Annotated in this window: 11 protein-coding genes and 1 tRNA gene; 11 read left to right on the top strand and 1 reads right to left on the bottom strand. The window is 66.6% G+C overall.

Annotation, left to right across the window (positions count from 1 at the left end; all coding sequences use genetic code 11):
• Positions 1-100: 100 nt before the first annotated feature.
• Entirely contained in the window at positions 101-946 is an 846-nt protein-coding gene (locus tag AKJ13_RS22095; protein ID WP_050735287.1) for a porin family protein, read from the bottom strand.
• A gap of 309 nt (positions 947-1,255) precedes the next feature.
• On the opposite strand from AKJ13_RS22095, the gene tuf reads away from it, so the two are divergent.
• From tuf to rpoC, 11 genes are all read left to right on the top strand, one after another.
• Complete coding sequence (gene tuf / locus AKJ13_RS22090) at positions 1,256-2,446, top strand: elongation factor Tu (protein ID WP_050732917.1); 1,191 nt, start codon at positions 1,256-1,258, stop codon at positions 2,444-2,446.
• A 227-nt stretch (positions 2,447-2,673) separates the two neighbouring features.
• A tRNA-Trp gene (locus AKJ13_RS22085) sits at positions 2,674-2,750 on the top strand.
• A gap of 185 nt (positions 2,751-2,935) precedes the next feature.
• Positions 2,936-3,232: a preprotein translocase subunit SecE gene (gene secE, locus AKJ13_RS22080; protein WP_007566058.1), complete on the top strand. Its 297-nt coding sequence runs from the start codon at positions 2,936-2,938 to the stop codon at positions 3,230-3,232.
• 54 nt (positions 3,233-3,286) lie between these two features.
• Positions 3,287-3,820, top strand: a complete 534-nt coding sequence (nusG, locus tag AKJ13_RS22075) for a transcription termination/antitermination protein NusG (RefSeq protein WP_007566056.1) — start codon at positions 3,287-3,289, stop codon at positions 3,818-3,820.
• Positions 3,821-4,042: 222 nt separating this feature from the next.
• The gene (gene rplK, locus AKJ13_RS22070) at positions 4,043-4,492 is read left to right on the top strand and encodes a 50S ribosomal protein L11 (RefSeq protein WP_007566054.1); all 450 of its coding nucleotides are present in this window, start codon (positions 4,043-4,045) and stop codon (positions 4,490-4,492) included.
• An 11-nt stretch (positions 4,493-4,503) separates the two neighbouring features.
• Positions 4,504-5,202: a 50S ribosomal protein L1 gene (gene rplA, locus AKJ13_RS22065; RefSeq protein ID WP_007566052.1), complete on the top strand. Its 699-nt coding sequence runs from the start codon at positions 4,504-4,506 to the stop codon at positions 5,200-5,202.
• 169 nt (positions 5,203-5,371) lie between these two features.
• A complete protein-coding gene (locus tag AKJ13_RS22060) occupies positions 5,372-7,015 on the top strand; it encodes a DUF4070 domain-containing protein (protein ID WP_050735286.1) in 1,644 nt (547 codons plus the stop codon).
• Between the two features lie 640 nt (positions 7,016-7,655).
• A complete protein-coding gene (gene rplJ, locus AKJ13_RS22055) occupies positions 7,656-8,174 on the top strand; it encodes a 50S ribosomal protein L10 (protein WP_050735285.1) in 519 nt (172 codons plus the stop codon).
• Between the two features lie 49 nt (positions 8,175-8,223).
• Complete coding sequence (gene rplL / locus AKJ13_RS22050; protein ID WP_007566046.1) at positions 8,224-8,601, top strand: 50S ribosomal protein L7/L12; 378 nt, start codon at positions 8,224-8,226, stop codon at positions 8,599-8,601.
• Positions 8,602-8,844: 243 nt separating this feature from the next.
• Positions 8,845-12,969: a DNA-directed RNA polymerase subunit beta gene (gene rpoB / locus AKJ13_RS22045; RefSeq protein ID WP_050735284.1), complete on the top strand. Its 4,125-nt coding sequence runs from the start codon at positions 8,845-8,847 to the stop codon at positions 12,967-12,969.
• A 169-nt stretch (positions 12,970-13,138) separates the two neighbouring features.
• On the top strand, positions 13,139-17,347 hold the full coding sequence (gene rpoC, locus AKJ13_RS22040) for a DNA-directed RNA polymerase subunit beta' (RefSeq protein WP_050735283.1): 4,209 nt from the start codon (positions 13,139-13,141) through the stop codon (positions 17,345-17,347).
• The last annotated feature ends 16 nt before the right edge of the window (positions 17,348-17,363 follow it).

The following is a 17,363-nucleotide window of genomic DNA, read 5'->3' as shown; positions in this document are numbered from 1 at the left end:
CGACAGCCCGAAAACGAGACGGGCGCGCGCCGATCCCGGCACGCGCCCGCGAAAGTCAGCCCGGGCGGTTCGCTCCCAGGCCGCGCCTGTCGGCTCGGTCCTAGAAGCCGCCGAACTTGTAGTTGAAGCCGGCGCGGACGATGCTGCCCTCGGTCCGGAAGCGCGAGATGTACGAGCCGTTGCCGACGCCCGGAAGCGCGGCGACGAGGACGCTCTGGCTGCCGAGGTCGTAGTGCAGGTACTCGGCCTTGATGGTCACGGCGTCGTACTTGATGCCGAGATACTTGCCGACCGCGAAGTTGTTCAGGAAGCTGTCGGTCGGGATCGCGAACTCGATGCCGCCGCCATAGGCGAAACCGGTCTTGAAGTCGTCGTAGCGGCCGGCGAACTGCAGGGCGCCGCCCGGGGTGTAGAAGTTCGCGTCGTGGAACACGTTGCCGTAGGCGAGACCGCCCATGCCGTACACCAGGACCCGGTCGAAGGCGTAGCCGGCGCGGCCGGTGAGGGTGCCGAGCCAGTCGAGGCTCTGGCGGAACTGGCTGAGATTCGGCGGGCCGCCGGCGACGTTACCGGTGCCGAGAACGACCCGGTTCTTGGTGATGTCGGTCCAGTCGATGCTGTTGGCGATACCGACCACGATGCCGGAGCCCGGCGTGAACTGATAGTTGTAGCCGGCGGTGCCGCCGATGTTGGCGAAGCCGTCCTGCGTGGTCGAGGTCACGGCCGGGCGGCGGCCCAGCGCGACGTTGGCGGCGTTGCCCGGAAGGACGCCGACCGTGGTGATGCGCTCGCGGTCGGTGAAGGTGTAGGCCGACTCGAGACCCGCGTAGAAGCCCGTCCAGGTGAAGACCGGCGGCGGCGCGGCGCGACGCGGCAGGTCGGCAGCGACGGCGGCCGTCGAGACCAGCGCCGTGGCGGCGGTGGCGAGGAGGAACTTCTTCATCATGTTTGCGGGACCCGGGTGACCAGTGGTTGTCGCCACTTAAGCTCGGCCGCTTCAGGTCCGCTATGCCCTGCAAGCCACACTGTGTCTCGAAAGTGTCCACCGGAAGTGGTGAGCATCAGTATCCGCGTGGTCCAATGTGGCGGCTCTGCGCTTGACAGACGGCGTCGCCCCGAGGGCCTCGTGCGCGCCGGACCTTGATCGCGAGCGGCCGAGCCTCTAAGCGGACCGCGTTTTTCGCCCCTCTTCACGTTCGGGGCGGCCGACCAGGATCCGGGGAACAGCGTGGTCCCCGCCGCAGGAATGGGAATCATGGGCAAGGAAAAGTTCTCCCGCACCAAGCCGCACTGCAACATTGGCACGATTGGCCACGTCGACCACGGCAAGACGTCGTTGACGGCGGCGATCACGAAGGTTTTGGCGGAGACGGGCGGGGCGACGTTCACGGCCTACGACCAGATCGACAAGGCGCCTGAGGAGAAGGCGCGCGGGATCACGATCTCGACGGCGCACGTGGAGTACGAGACGCAGAACCGGCACTACGCCCACGTCGACTGCCCCGGCCACGCCGACTACGTGAAGAACATGATCACGGGTGCCGCCCAGATGGACGGCGCGATCCTGGTGGTGTCGGCGGCCGACGGCCCGATGCCGCAGACCCGCGAGCACATCCTGCTGGCCCGCCAGGTCGGCGTTCCGGCGCTGGTGGTGTTCCTGAACAAGGTCGACATGGTCGACGACGAGGAGCTCTTGGAGCTGGTCGAGCTGGAGGTGCGCGAGCTTCTGTCGAAGTACGACTTCCCGGGCGACGACATCCCGATCACCAAGGGCTCGGCGCTGATGGCGCTCGAGGACAAGGAGCCCAAGATCGGCAAGGACGCGGTCCTGAAGCTGATGGAGACGGTGGACGCCTACATCCCGCAGCCGGAGCGTCCGATCGACCTGCCGTTCCTGATGCCGATCGAGGACGTGTTCTCGATCTCGGGCCGCGGCACGGTGGTGACGGGTCGCGTCGAGCGCGGCATCGTCAAGGTCGGCGAGACGGTGGAGATCGTCGGCATCCGGGCGACCACGACCACGACGGTCACGGGCGTGGAGATGTTCCGCAAGCTGCTCGACCAGGGGCAGGCGGGCGACAACGTCGGCGTGCTGCTGCGCGGCACCAAGCGCGAGGACGTGGAGCGCGGCCAGGTCGTGTGCAAGCCGGGTTCGGTGAAGCCGCACACCAAGTTCAAGGCCGAGGCCTACATCCTGACCAAGGAGGAGGGCGGTCGCCACACGCCGTTCTTCACCAACTACCGGCCGCAATTCTACTTCCGGACCACGGACGTGACCGGGGTGTGCGAGCTGCCGGAAGGCACCGAGATGGTGATGCCGGGCGACAACGTGACCATGGACGTCACGCTGATCGTGCCGGTGGCCATGGAGGAGAAGCTGCGCTTCGCCATCCGTGAAGGCGGCCGCACCGTCGGCGCCGGCGTCGTCGCCGCCATCAACGACTGAGATCCCGCCTGGCCCGACCCGTCGGGCCGCCGGCTGAACGTCAACGGACCGGCGCCGGTCTCCGTCCCCACGGAGGCCGGCGTCGTCGCGTCGGGCACCCGCCCACCGAACCCGTCATCGCCGCCGGCTTGGGCGCCGGTTTCGGGCCTCAGCCCCCTGAAAGTCCTGGCAAAGCGGTCGCAAACCTCTTGCAAGCGGCGCCGCGATCGGGCATTTGGCGGGACGCTAGGAGTGTAGCTCAACTGGTCAGAGCGCCGGTCTCCAAAACCGGAGGTTGCGGGTTCGAGTCCCTCCACTCCTGCCAGATATCTCACCCAACCCCGCGCGGTCGCCCCGGTCGACAAGCCGGCGGAGTTGCGCTAGAGCGGGCGCAATCCGAGATCTGAAGCGACCGTCGGTGCGGGCCCGTCCAGGCCCTCGGCGCCGGATGTTCGCGTTCCCGGAAGCAGGCCCTGCCTCGGGCCCGCGCACGCAAAAAACACTGGCGCCATGGCATCGAACGAAGCGACCAAGAAGGTGGATGTGGCGCGCGGCGCAGCTCGCGGTCCCGCGAACACGCCGCCGGCCCGCCCGGCCACGCCCGCCAAGGTGCCGCAGAAGCGCGTGACCCCGGGCGAGTTCTTCTCCCAGGTCCGCGACGAGGCCCGCAAGGTCACCTGGCCGTCCCGCCGGGAGACCACGATCACCACCATCATGGTGTTCGTGATGGTCGTGGTCACCAGCCTGTTCTTCACGGTGGTCGACCAGGCCCTGCGCTTCGTGGTCGGCCTCGTGCTCGGCCTCTGAGGGGCGATATCGATCGGGGGAGACCTCGCGGACTTGTCGGAGTTGAACGGAACCGTGTCGAAGCGCTGGTACATCGTCCACGCCTACTCGAACTTCGAGAACAAGGTCGCGCAGTCCATCAAGGACCAGGCGGCCCAGCGCGGGCTGACCGAGCTGTTCGACGAGGTGATGGTCCCGACCGAGAAGGTCGTCGAGGTGCGCCGCGGCCGGAAGGTCGATGCCGAGCGCAAATTTTTTCCCGGCTACGTCCTGGTGAAGTGCGACCTGACCGACGAGGTCTACCACCTCATCAAGAACACCCCGAAGGTCACGGGCTTCCTCGGCGCCGACAAGTCGAAGCCGGTTCCGATCCCCGACGCCGAGGCCGAGCGGATCAAGGGCCAGGTCGCCGAGGGCGTCGACCGGCCGAAGCCGTCGATCGCGTTCGAGATCGGCGAGACCGTCCGGGTCGCCGACGGCCCGTTCGCGAGCTTCAACGGCACCGTCGAGGAGATCGACGAGGCCCGCTCCCGCCTCAAGGTGGCCGTGTCGATCTTCGGCCGCGCCACCCCGGTGGAGCTGGAATACGCCCAGGTCGAGAAGGCCTGAGCGACAACGGATTTCGGCGGTCGGTCTTCGGCCGCCCATCCTCTTCCGGCCGGTGCTGAGCATCGGCCGCGAAGCGGCCGCACCCCGCGCGGGGGCGGTCTCACCCGCGGAAGATCTGCCCGGCCTCGCCTCCGGGATCCACGGATCGCACCGCGACCTGCAATCGTCCGACCCGCCCGCGCTTAGGCAGCCCGGCGGCGGACGCAGTTTGGGAGTCATCCCATGGCGAAGAAGATCACGGGTTACGTGAAGCTTCAGGTCCCGGCCGGCGCGGCGAACCCGTCGCCCCCGATCGGTCCCGCGCTCGGTCAGCGCGGTCTCAACATCATGGAATTCTGCAAGGCCTTCAACGCGAAGACCGCGCAGATGGAGAAGGGCACCCCGATCCCGGTGATCATCACCGCGTATCAGGACCGCTCCTTCACCTTCGAGATGAAGCAGCCGCCGGTCACCTTCTTCCTGAAGAAGGCCGTCGGTCTGAAGATCGGCAAGAAGCCGGCTTCGGGCTCGAAGACCCCCGGTAAGGGTCCGTCCGTCGGCAAGATCTCCGAGGCGCAGCTGCGCGAGATCGCCGAGAAGAAGATGCCCGACCTCAATTGCGACTCGGTCGAAGCGGCCGTCGCCATGATCCGCGGCTCTGCCCGGGCCATGGGCCTCGAAATCACGGCCTGAGGGAGGACATCATGGCACGCGAAGGAAAGCGCATCCGCGCCGCCCGCGAGGGCATCGAGGTGACCAAGCTCTATCCGCTCGACGAGGCGATCAAGCTGGTCAAGGAGCGGGCGACCGCGAAGTTCGACGAGACCGTCGAGGTCTCGATGAATCTCGGCGTCGATCCGCGCCACGCCGACCAGATGGTCCGCGGCGTCTGCAACCTGCCGAACGGCTCCGGCCGGACGGTCCGCGTGGCGGTCTTCGCCCGCGGCGCCAAGGCCGACGACGCCAAGGCGGCGGGCGCCGACATCGTGGGCGCCGAGGATCTCCTCGAGATCGTCCAGAGCGGCAAGATCGAGTTCGATCGCTGCATCGCCACCCCGGACATGATGCCGCTGGTCGGCCGTCTCGGTAAGGTTCTGGGCCCGCGCGGCCTGATGCCGAACCCGAAGGTCGGCACTGTCACCATGGACGTGAAGAGCGCCGTGGCCGGCGCCAAGGGCGGTTCGGTGGAGTTCCGCGTCGAGAAGGCCGGTATCGTCCATGCCGGCGTCGGCAAGGTCTCGTTCGACGCCGACAAGCTCGTCGAGAACATCAAGGCGTTTGCCGACGCGGTCGCCAAGGCGAAGCCCGCGGGCGCCAAGGGCACCTATGTCCAGCGCATCGCCGTCACCTCGACGATGGGCCCGGGCGTGAAGGTTGAGCCGAACACGGTCCTGACCGCCTGAGGCTGAGCCCGCCTCGAATCGAGTGTGCTTGAAGCGCCCGGCCGGAAACGGCCGGGCGTTTTTCGTGCGCGACGCGTCAGCCTGGTCTCCCCACGGTGGTTCGATCCATCACGTTATTCTCAGCATGGAAGGGGGGCGCCATCCCGCACGGCTGTGCTAGATAGGCGTCATGCGCAGCACTGTCTCCGTCACGACCCGCCGACGCATCCTGTGCGTCTTCCCCGCCTACACGCCCTCGTTCGGGACCTTCTCGCACGCCTACCCGCTGATGGGCGGCGTCAAGGCGTTCATGCCCCCGCAGGGCCTCCTGGTGATCGCGGCCTACATGCCCGAGAGCTGGGAGTACCGCTTCATCGACGAGAACATCCGGCGCGCCTCCGCCCAGGATTTCGCCTGGGCCGACGCCGTGTTCGTCTCCGGGATGCATATCCAGGAGGGCCAGATCCACGATATCGGCCGGCGCGCCCATGCGGCCGGCAAGGTCGCGGTGCTGGGCGGCCCCTCGGTATCCGGGGCGCGCGAGAAATACCCGGATTTCGACTATCTCCATGTCGGCGAGATCGGCGACGCCACCGACCGGCTGATCGAGCGGCTCGATGCCGACGTCGCCCGGCCGACCCAGCAGGTCGTGTTCGAGACCGGTGAGCGGCTGGCGCTCTCGGACTTCCCGGCCCCGGCCTACGAGGCGGCCCCGCTCAAGCGCTACCTGATCGGCTCGCTCCAGTTCTCCTCCGGCTGCCCGTATCGCTGCGAGTTCTGCGACATCCCGCAGCTCTACGGCCGCCAGCCACGGCTGAAGACTCCCGAGCAGATGTGCGCCGAGCTCGACGCGATCATCAGCCAGCCCGGGCATCCGGCGGTGGTCTACTTCGTCGACGACAACTTCATCGCCAACCGCAAGGCGACCCGCGAGATGCTGCCCCATCTCGTGGAGTGGCAGAAGAAGAACAACTACCCGCTGCAATTCGCCTGCGAGGCGACCCTCAACATGGCCAAGCAGCCCGAGATCCTCGAGCTGATGCGCCAGGCCAACTTCATGACCGTGTTCGTCGGCATCGAGACGCCGGAGGCGGACGCGCTCAAGGGCATCGACAAGACCCACAACGCCGCCGTGCCGATGTACGAGGCGATCGAGACCCTGAATTCCTACGGGCTCGAAGTCACCTCGGGCATCATCCTGGGGCTCGATTCCGACAGCGACAAGTCGGAGCAGAACCTGATCGACTTCATCGACAAGTCGGCGATCCCGGTGCTGACCATCAACCTGCTCCAGGCCCTGCCCAAGACCCCGCTCTGGGACCGGCTGGAGCGCGAGGGCCGGCTGGTTCACGACGCGGCGCTGGAATCGAACGTGCTGTTCAAGCGCCCGCACGACACCGTCGTGGCAAGCTGGCGCCGGGCGATCGCCCACGCCTACGAGCCGGAGCAGCTCTTCTCCCGGTTCAAGCACCAGTGCCAGACCACCTACCCGAACCGGATCAAGACGCCGACCAAGGGCAAGCTCACCTTCACGAACCTGCGTCGCGGCCTGATCCTTGGCTTCAACATCATCACGCGGGTCGGGCTGCTCTCGGATTACCGCAGGCCCTTCTGGAGCGCCGCCGGCTACGCGCTCAAGCGCGGGCAGATCGAGGCGGTGTTCAACATGGGCTTCGTTGCCCACCACCTGATCCGCTTCACCCGCGAGGCGCTGCGGGGCGAGCACAACGCCTCGTTCTACGCCGCCAAGGCCGCAGAGGCGGAGGATGCGCGGCGGCGCTCGTGGTGGGAGAATGCCCGGCGCAAGCTGGCACCGGAGCGTGAGGCGGCCTAGCGTAACGGGTCGCCTTTGCGGGGCTGGGCGGCCCCACCGACATCGATCTTGATTCGATCCTGGAGCGCCGGCGCTCCAGGATCGAGCCTTTGCCTAGGATGAAGGCCGAGCTGAACCCGACTGACCCTCCGTCCGAAGCCGATCTCCCCACGGGCTTTTGCCTGCGGCGGAAAAGTCGTGCTTCGGCCCTTGGCAGGCGGCGTGCTAGCCTCTATACACCGCGCCTTACGCATTTCATCCTCACGGAAGGAGACGGCCAATCGGCCGGTTTCCGCATGAAATGTCGCCCGGGCAACCGGGTGGCAAAGGCCGGCAGGATCCAGAGGGCGCCAAGCCCCGCGGAGCCTTGTCCGGCCATGTCCTGTCCGAGACTGCAGGTGCCGGTTCGCCGGCTTAATCAAAGACCAGCCTGCACAGACGGGGAAGACCGAACTTCGGAAAAGCCTCGCTCCGGCAAACGCCGCAGAGAGGTGTCGGTTTGAACCAACTCGCCCGAAGCGGCCCCCAGGGGGCACGTGCGGGGACAGGGCCGCGAAGCGTCGTTCGGACGTTCCCGGTCTCTTGAAGGCCGAGACGACGTCCGGGCGGCATGTGCAACCGGCGGACCCGAGACCGGGTTCCGCCAACCGGAGAGAGCCCAGTGGACCGGACAGCAAAAGCTGACCTCGTCTCGACGCTCAACGGCGTGTTCAATCAGAGCGCCGTCGTCGTCGTGGCCCACTACAAGGGCCTCACGGTGGCCGACATGCAGAAGCTGCGTTCGCAGATGAAGCAGGCCGGCGCCACCGTGAAGGTCGCCAAGAACAGCCTCGCCGGCATCGCACTCGATGGTACGGACGTCGCCTCCATCAAGCCGCTCCTGAAGGGCCCGACCCTGCTCGCCTATTCCGGCGATCCGGTCGCAGCCGCGAAGGTCGCGGTCGATTTCGCCAAGACGAACGACAAGCTCGTGATTCTCGGCGGCGCGATGGGGACGACAACCCTGAACCCGGACGGCGTGAAGGCTCTCGCCTCGCTCCCGTCCCTCGACGAACTGCGCGCCAAGATCGTGGGCCTCGTACAGGCGCCCGCGACCAAGATCGCCCAGGTCGTCAATGCGCCGGCGGCCAAGCTCGCCCGCGTGTTCGGGGCCTACGCCACCAAGGACGAGGCCGCTTGAGGCCCTTCAAAAACCAATCGTTCGAACCGATATCTGAGAGGAATTGAAAATGGCTGATCTTGCCAAGCTCGTCGACGACCTGTCCTCGCTGACCGTTCTCGAGGCCGCCGACCTGGCCAAGATGCTCGAAGAGAAGTGGGGCGTCTCGGCTGCTGCTGCCGTCGCCGTCGCCGCTGGCCCGGCCGCCGGTGGCGCCGCCGCCGCCGTCGAGGAGCAGACCGAGTTCACGGTCGTGCTCGCCGCCGCTGGCGACAAGAAGATCGAGGTCATCAAGGAGGTCCGCGCGATCACCGGCCTCGGCCTCAAGGAGGCCAAGGACTTGGTCGAGGGCGCTCCGAAGCCGGTCAAGGAAGGCGTCGCCAAGGACGAGGCCGAGAAGCTCAAGGCTCAGCTCGAGAAGGCTGGCGCCAAGGTCGAGCTCAAGTAAGTCGACGATGGGCCGGTTCCGGCCCATCACCCCACGGAGGTCCGCTTAGGGCCTGTCGTGACTGGAGCCCGCGGGTGCAGCACCCGCGGGCTTTAGGCCGCTTCGGCGGAGGGCCCTGAAACGGGCCAGAGAGATTCGGTTCGGTGGCGCGGTCCGGCGGGGCGCGCGTTACGGCCCGGCGCGGGAGGTCCCTTTCGGGAACGCTTCCCCGGGCGCGAGGCACGCGGGATGGAGCGAGTTCACATGGCCAACACGCTGGTCGGTCGCAAGCGCATTCGGAAGTTCTTCGGCAAGATCAAGGAAGTCGCCGAGATGCCGAACCTCATCGAGGTTCAAAAGGCATCCTACGACCAGTTCCTCATGGTCGACGAGCCGGAGGGCGGCCGCGGCGATGAGGGCCTCCAGAGCGTGTTCAAGTCGGTGTTCCCGATCTCGGACTTCGCCTCGACGGCCCTGCTCGAATTCGTGCGCTACACGTTCGAGCAGCCGAAATACGACGTCGACGAATGCCGCCAGCGCGGCATCACCTTCGCGGCCCCGCTGAAGGTCACCCTGCGGCTGATCGTGTTCGACGTCGATCCGGACACCCAGGCCAAGTCGGTCAAGGACATCAAGGAGCAGGACGTCTACATGGGCGACATGCCCCTGATGACGGAGAACGGCACCTTCATCGTCAACGGCACCGAGCGCGTCATCGTCTCGCAGATGCACCGCTCGCCGGGCGTGTTCTTCGACCACGACAAGGGGAAGACCCACTCCTCGGGCAAGCTCCTGTTCGCCGCCCGCATCATCCCGTATCGCGGCTCCTGGCTCGACGTCGAGTTCGACGCCAAGGACATCGTGCACGTCCGCATCGACCGCAAGCGCAAGCTGCCGGCGACGTCGCTGCTCTACGCGCTCGGCCTCGACGGCGAGGAGATCCTGTCCACCTTCTACAACCGCGTGGTCTACGACCGCGACGGCGCCGAGTGGCGCGTGCCGTTCGACCCCGAGCGGATGAAGGGCATGAAGGCCACCGTCGACCTGATCGACGCCGATTCCGGCGAGGTCGTGCTCGAGGCCGGCAAGAAGCTCAATGCCCGCAACGCCCGGCAGATCACCGAGAAGGGCACCAAGTTCCTCAAGGCGACCGACGAGGATCTCGTCGGCCAGTACATCGCCGAGGACCTGGTCAACACCGAGACCGGCGAGATCTGGGCCGAGGCGGGTGAGGAGATCTCCGAGAAGCTCCTGAAGAGCCTCGAAGAGGTCGGCATCACCGAGCTGCCGGTGCTCGACATCGACCACGTCAATGTCGGCCCTTACATCCGCAACACGCTGGCGGTGGACAAGAACTCGAACCGCGAAGGCGCGCTGTTCGACATCTACCGGGTCATGCGGCCCGGCGAGCCGCCGACGCTCGACACCGCCGAGGCGATGTTCCACTCGCTGTTCTTCGATTCCGAGCGCTACGACCTCTCCGCGGTCGGCCGCGTGAAGATGAACATGCGCCTCGACCTCGACGCCGCCGACACGGTCCGCACCCTCCGCAAGGAGGACATGCTGGCGGTCGTCAAGGCGCTGGTGGAGCTGCGCGACGGCAAGGGCGAAATCGACGACATCGACCATCTCGGCAACCGCCGGGTGCGCTCGGTCGGCGAGCTGATGGAGAACCAGTACCGCCTCGGGCTGCTCCGCATGGAGCGCGCGATCCGCGAGCGCATGAGCCAGGTCGATATCGACACGGTGATGCCGCAGGACCTGATCAACGCCAAGCCGGCGGCAGCGGCGGTGCGCGAGTTCTTCGGCTCGTCGCAGCTCTCGCAGTTCATGGACCAGACCAACCCGCTCTCCGAGGTAACGCACAAGCGCCGCCTCTCGGCGCTTGGCCCGGGCGGTCTGACCCGCGAGCGCGCCGGGTTCGAGGTGCGCGACGTGCACCCGACCCATTACGGCCGCATCTGCCCGATCGAGACGCCGGAAGGCCCGAATATCGGCCTGATCAACTCGCTGGCGACCTTCGCCCGGGTGAACAAGTACGGCTTCATCGAGACCCCGTTCCGCCGCGTGCGCGACGGCGTGGTCACCGACGAGGTCGCCTACCTCTCGGCCATGGAGGAGGCGAAGTACTACGTCGCCCAGGCCAACGCGCAGATGGACGAGAACAAGAAGCTGACGGAAGACCTCGTGGTCTGCCGCCGGGCCGGCGACGTGATCGTCGTGGGTCCGGAGCGCGTCGACCTCATGGACGTCTCGCCCAAGCAGCTCGTCTCGGTGGCCGCGGCGCTGATCCCGTTCCTCGAGAACGACGACGCCAACCGCGCCCTCATGGGCTCGAACATGCAGCGGCAGGCCGTGCCGCTGGTGCGCGCCGACGCGCCGTTCGTCGGCACCGGCATGGAGGCCGTGGTCGCCCGCGATTCCGGCGCAGCCATCGCGGCGCGCCGCTCCGGCATCGTCGATCAGGTTGACGCCACCCGTATCGTCATCCGAGCCACCGAGGAGGCCGACGCCACCAAGCCGGGCGTCGACATCTACCGCCTGCAGAAGTTCCAGCGTTCGAACCAGTCGACCTGCATCACGCAGAAGCCGCTGGTCCGCGTCGGCGAGCCGGTGAAGAAGGGCGAGATCATCGCCGACGGTCCGTCGACGGAATTCGGCGAGCTGGCCCTCGGCCGGAACGTGCTCGTCGCGTTCATGCCGTGGAACGGCTACAACTTCGAGGACTCGATCCTGCTCTCCGAGCGGATCGTGAAGGATGACGTGTTCACCTCGATCCACATCGAGGAATTCGAGGTGATGGCCCGCGACACCAAGCTCGGGCCGGAAGAAATCACCCGCGACATCCCGAACGTCTCCGAGGAAGCGCTCAAGAACCTCGACGAGGCCGGCATCGTCTATATCGGTGCCGAGGTGAATGCCGGCGACATCCTGGTCGGCAAGATCACCCCGAAGGGCGAGAGCCCGATGACGCCGGAGGAGAAGCTGCTCCGCGCCATCTTCGGCGAGAAGGCCTCGGACGTGCGCGACACCTCCCTGCGGGTGCCGCCGGGCGTCACCGGCACGATCGTCGAGGTCCGGGTGTTCAACCGCCACGGCGTCGACAAGGACGAGCGTGCTCAGGCGATCGAGCGCGAGGAGATCGAGCGGCTCGCCAAGGACCGCGACGACGAGCAGGCGATCCTCGACCGCAACACCTACGCCCGTCTGGCGGACGTGCTGATCGGTCAGGCGCCGGTGGCTGGCCCGAAGGGCTTCAAGAAGGACACCACGCTCACCCGCGAGCTGATCAACGACTACCCGCGCTCGCAATGGTGGCAGTTCGCCGTCATTGACGACCGTCTCATGACCGAGATGGAGGCGATGCAGAAGCAGTACGACGAGTCGAAGAAGCGCCTCGAGCAGCGCTTCCTCGACAAGGTCGAGAAGCTGCAGCGCGGCGACGAGCTGCCGCCCGGTGTCATGAAGATGGTCAAGGTCTTCGTGGCGGTGAAGCGCAAGATCCAGCCGGGCGACAAGATGGCCGGCCGTCACGGCAACAAGGGTGTCGTGTCGCGGATCGTGCCGATCGAGGACATGCCGTTCCTGGAAGACGGGACCCATGCCGACATCGTGCTCAACCCGCTGGGCGTGCCCTCGCGCATGAATGTCGGCCAGATCCTGGAGACCCATCTGGGCTGGGCGGCTGCGGGCCTGGGTCGCAAGGTGTCGAAGGCGGTGGATGCCTATCTGAAGACCCAGGACATCACCCCGCTGCGGGAGGAGATGACGGCGATCTACTCTCCGGGCGAGCTCGATGGCCTGACCGACGAGGAGCTGGCCGAGGCCGGCAACAACGTCCGTCGCGGCGTGCCGATGGCCACGCCGGTGTTCAACGGCGCCAAGGAGGCCGACATCGAGCAGATGCTTGAGATGGCCGGCCTCGACCGCTCGGCGCAGTCGACGCTCTACGACGGGCGGACCGGTGAGCCTTTCGACCGCAAGGTGACGATGGGCTACATCTACATGCTGAAGCTGCACCACCTGGTGGACGACAAGATCCACGCCCGGTCGATCGGCCCGTACTCGCTCGTCACCCAGCAGCCGCTGGGCGGCAAGGCGCAGTTCGGCGGTCAGCGCTTCGGCGAGATGGAGGTCTGGGCGCTGGAGGCCTACGGCGCGGCCTACACGCTGCAGGAGATGCTCACGGTGAAGTCGGACGATGTGGCCGGCCGCACCAAGGTCTACGAGGCGATCGTCCGCGGCGACGACACGTTCGAGGCCGGCATCCCCGAATCGTTCAACGTGCTCGTCAAGGAGATGCGTTCGCTTGGCCTCAACGTCGAGCTGACGTCCTCCAAGAAGGCCGCCAACGACCAGCTGGAGCCGCCCGCCGACGCCGCCGAGTAGCGGCGTCGCAAACACCTCCCGTGGCGGCCTCGGGCCGCCACGGTCGAGCGGGGAGGGGCGGGGCCTCCGGTGACGACGGTCAGCGGCGCTCGAACGGGGCGCGGCGCCGGATCTTTTTCAGGACACGGGGGCCCGGCGCGGGGCAACCGGCGTCAACAAGGAGCGGATCATGAACCAAGAGGTCATGAACCTTTTCAACCAGCAGGCCACGCCGGTCAGCTTCGATCAGATCAAGATCTCGATCTCGTCGCCGGAGAAGATTCTCTCCTGGTCGTACGGTGAGATCAAGAAGCCCGAGACCATCAACTACCGGACCTTCAAGCCCGAGCGCGACGGCCTGTTCTGTGCGCGCATCTTCGGGCCGATCAAGGACTACGAGTGCTTGTGCGGCAAGTACAAGCGCATGAAGTACAAGGGCGTCATCTGTGAGAAGTGCGGCGTCGAGGTCACCCTCGCGCGCGTCCGGCGCGACCGCATGGGCCATATCGAGCTGGCCGCCCCGGTCGCGCATATCTGGTTCCTGAAGTCGTTGCCCTCGCGCATCGGCTTGCTGCTCGACATGGCCCTCAAGGACCTCGAGCGCATCCTGTACTTCGAGTCCTACTGCGTCATCGAACCGGGCCTCACCCCCCTGAAGGAGCGTCAGCTCCTGTCAGAGGAGGAGTACCTGCGCGCCCAGGAGGAGTACGGCGAGGATTCGTTCACCGCCATGATCGGCGCCGAGGCCATCCGGCGCATCCTGCAGGAGCTCGACCTCGACAAGATCGCCAACGATCTGCGCGAGGAGATCGCGGTCACCACCTCCGAGCTGAAGCCGAAGAAGCTGCTGAAGCGCCTCAAGATCATCGAGGCGTTCCAGATGTCCGGCAACAAGCCGGAGTGGATGATCCTGACCGTCGTCCCGGTGATCCCGCCGGACCTGCGCCCGCTGGTCCCGCTGGATGGCGGCCGCTTCGCGACCTCCGACTTGAACGACCTCTACCGCCGCGTCATCAACCGCAACAACCGCCTCAAGCGGCTGATCGAGCTGCGCGCGCCCGACATCATCATCCGCAACGAGAAGCGGATGCTGCAGGAGGCCGTCGACGCGCTGTTCGACAACGGCCGCCGCGGCCGCGTCATCACGGGTGCCAACAAGCGCCCGCTGAAGTCGCTCGCCGACATGCTGAAGGGCAAGCAGGGCCGGTTCCGCCAGAACCTGCTCGGCAAGCGCGTCGACTATTCCGGCCGTTCGGTCATCGTCGTCGGCCCCGAGCTGAAGCTGCACCAGTGCGGCCTGCCGAAGAAGATGGCGCTCGAGCTGTTCAAGCCGTTCATCTACGCGCGCCTCGACGCCAAGGGCTTCTCGGCGACGGTGAAGCAGGCCAAGAAATTGGTCGAAAAAGAAAAGCCGGAGGTCTGGGATATCCTCGACGAGGTGATCCGCGAACACCCGGTGATGCTGAACCGCGCGCCGACGCTGCACCGCCTCGGCATCCAGGCCTTCGAGCCGAAGCTGATCGAGGGCAAGGCGATCCAGCTGCACCCGCTGGTCTGCGCCGCGTTCAACGCCGACTTCGACGGCGACCAGATGGCCGTGCACGTCCCGCTGTCGCTCGAGGCGCAGCTGGAAGCGCGCGTCCTCATGATGTCGACCAACAACATCCTGCACCCGGCCAATGGTCAGCCGATCATCGTGCCGTCGCAGGATATCGTGCTCGGCCTCTACTACCTGTCGATCGTGGCCGACGGCGCGCCGGGCGAATTCAAGGCCGACAACGCCAAGAACCCGATGCAGGGCGTCTTCGGTGACATGGGCGAGCTCGAGCACGCGCTCGCGGCCAAGACCGTGTCGCTGCACACCAAGATCAAGTGGCGCTGGACCGGCATCGGCCCGGACGGCGAGCCGCTGACCCAGACCTACGACACCACCCCGGGCCGGGTCATCCTGTCCGGCGCCCTGCCGAAGCACGCCAAGGTTCCCTTCGACGTCGTCAACAAGCTGATGACCAAGAAGGAGATCTCGGCGATGATCGACACCGTCTACCGCCACTGCGGTCAGAAGGAGTCGGTGATCTTCTGTGATCGGATCATGGCGCTCGGCTTCAACCACGCGTTCAAGGCCGGCATCTCGTTCGGCAAGGACGACATGGTCGTGCCGGACAACAAGTGGTCGATTGTCGACACCACCCGTACGCTCGTGAAGGACTACGAGCAGCAGTACAACGACGGCCTGATCACCCAGGGCGAGAAGTACAACAAGGTCGTGGATGCCTGGGCCAAGTGCTCGGACAAGCTGGCCGCCGAGATGATGAACCGGATCTCGAGCGTCCAGAAGGACGAGCACGGCGCCGACAAGCAGGTCAACTCGATCTACATGATGAGCCACTCGGGTGCCCGTGGCTCGCCCGCCCAGATGAAGCAGCTCGCCGCCATGCGCGGCCTGATGGCCAAGCCCTCGGGCGAGATCATCGAGACGCCGATCATCTCGAACTTCAAGGAAGGTCTGGACGTGCTGGAGTACTTCAACTCCACGCACGGTGCCCGTAAGGGCCTCGCCGACACCGCCCTGAAGACCGCCAACTCCGGCTACCTGACCCGCCGCCTCGTCGACGTGGCCCAGGACGCCGTGATCCGCGAGGTCGATTGCGGCACGACCAACGGCATCAAGATGCGCGCCATCGTGGATGCCGGCCAGGTCGTGGCGACGCTGGCAACCCGCATTCTCGGCCGCGCCACGGCCGAGGATCTGGTTGCGGCCGACGGCACGGTGATCGTCAAGACTGGCGAGACCATCGAGGAGCGGCACCTGCCGGCCATCCAGGCGGCGGGCATCCAGGAGGTTAAGATCCGCTCCGTGCTGGTCTGCGCCACCAAGAGCGGCGTCTGCGCCACCTGCTACGGGCGCGATCTCGCCCGCGGCACGCCCGTCAACATGGGCGAGGCGGTCGGCGTCATCGCGGCGCAGTCGATCGGCGAGCCGGGCACCCAGCTCACCATGCGCACCTTCCACATCGGTGGCGCCGCGCAGATCGCCGATTCGTCGTTCATCGAGTCGAGCTTCGAGGGCACGATCAAGATCCGCAACCGGGCCATCGCCAAGAACTCTGACGGGGACCTGATCGCCACCGGCCGGAACGTGGCGGTCGTGATCGTCGGGTCGGACGGGGTCGAGCGGGCGGTCCACCGCCTGCAGTACGGCGCTAAACTCCGGGTCGACGAGGGCGACAAGATCAAGCGCGGCCAGCGGATCGCCGAGTGGGATCCCTACACCCGTCCGATCCTCACCGAGGTCGACGGTATCGTGGCCTACGAGGATCTGGTCGACGGTCAGTCCATGACCGAGACCACCGACGAGTCGACCGGCATCGCCAAGCGCGTGGTGGTCGATTGGCGCGGCTCGGCCCGGACCTCGGATCTGAAGCCCGCGATGGTCGTGGTCGACAGGGAAGGCAAGGCGCTCAAGCTGCCGCGCGGCTCGGACGCCCGTTACTTCCTGCCGGTCGACGCCATCATCGGCTTCGATCCCGGGGCGAAGGTCAATGCCGGCGACATCCTGGCCCGTGTGTCGACCGACTCGGCCAAGACCCGCGACATCACCGGCGGTCTGCCGCGGGTGGCGGAGCTGTTCGAGGCGCGGCGCCCGAAGGACGCGGCGATCATCGCCGAGAAGTCGGGCACCATCGCGTTCGGCCGCGACTATAAGAACAAGCGTCGGCTCACGCTGACGCCGCATGACGGCTCCGAGGCGGTGGAGTACTTGATCCCGAAGGGCAAGCACATCCACCTGCAGGACGGGGACGTGGTGGAACTCGGCGATTACATTGTCGACGGAAACCCAGCCCCACACGACATCCTGGCGATCAAGGGCGTGGAGGAACTCGCGGCCTACCTCGTCAACGAGATCCAGGAGGTCTACCGGCTGCAGGGCGTGTCGATCAACGACAAGCACATCGAGGTCATCGTCCGGCAGATGCTGCAGAAGGTCGAAGTCACCGACGGTGGCGATTCGGACATCCTCGCGGGTGACCAGATCGATCGCACGGAGCTGACCGAGTACAACGAGAAGCTGCTTGCCGAGGGCAAGAAGCCGATCCAGGGCGTGCCGGTTCTGCTCGGCATCACCAAGGCGTCGCTGCAGACGAAGTCGTTCATCTCGGCGGCCTCGTTCCAGGAGACGACCCGGGTGCTCACCGAGGCCGCGGTCAACGGCAAGGTCGACCATCTGGAAGGCCTCAAGGAGAACGTCATCGTCGGGTCGCTCATCCCGGCAGGCACGGGCTCGATGGTGGCCGACATCCGCGCCGTGGCGCGCCGTCGCGACGCGATGATCCTGCAGCAGAAGCAGGCCGGCAGCGCCGCGGATCCGATCGAGGAGCTGCCCCCCGCCGCCGAGTGATCGGATCGGGAGCGCC

The sequence above is a fragment of the Methylobacterium sp. ARG-1 genome, from assembly GCF_001262595.1.
Classification (GTDB): domain Bacteria; phylum Pseudomonadota; class Alphaproteobacteria; order Rhizobiales; family Beijerinckiaceae; genus Methylobacterium; species Methylobacterium brachiatum.
The sequence above is the reverse complement of the archived record's forward strand: the minus strand, read 5'-3'. Positions and strand labels throughout refer to the sequence as shown.

Bases quoted from the DNA above. Each gene is read 5' to 3' on its own strand.
- rpoC (WP_050735283.1), top strand. From the start codon at position 13,139: ATGAACCAAGAGGTCATGAACCTTTTCAACCAGCAGGCCACGCCGGTC.
- AKJ13_RS22060 (WP_050735286.1), top strand. From the start codon at position 5,372: ATGCGCAGCACTGTCTCCGTCACGACCCGCCGACGCATCCTGTGCGTC.
- rplA (WP_007566052.1), top strand. From the start codon at position 4,504: ATGGCACGCGAAGGAAAGCGCATCCGCGCCGCCCGCGAGGGCATCGAG.
- AKJ13_RS22095 (WP_050735287.1), bottom strand. From the start codon at position 946: ATGATGAAGAAGTTCCTCCTCGCCACCGCCGCCACGGCGCTGGTCTCG.
- rplL (WP_007566046.1), top strand. From the start codon at position 8,224: ATGGCTGATCTTGCCAAGCTCGTCGACGACCTGTCCTCGCTGACCGTT.
- rpoB (WP_050735284.1), top strand. From the start codon at position 8,845: ATGGCCAACACGCTGGTCGGTCGCAAGCGCATTCGGAAGTTCTTCGGC.
- rplK (WP_007566054.1), top strand. From the start codon at position 4,043: ATGGCGAAGAAGATCACGGGTTACGTGAAGCTTCAGGTCCCGGCCGGC.
- tuf (WP_050732917.1), top strand. From the start codon at position 1,256: ATGGGCAAGGAAAAGTTCTCCCGCACCAAGCCGCACTGCAACATTGGC.
- secE (WP_007566058.1), top strand. From the start codon at position 2,936: ATGGCATCGAACGAAGCGACCAAGAAGGTGGATGTGGCGCGCGGCGCA.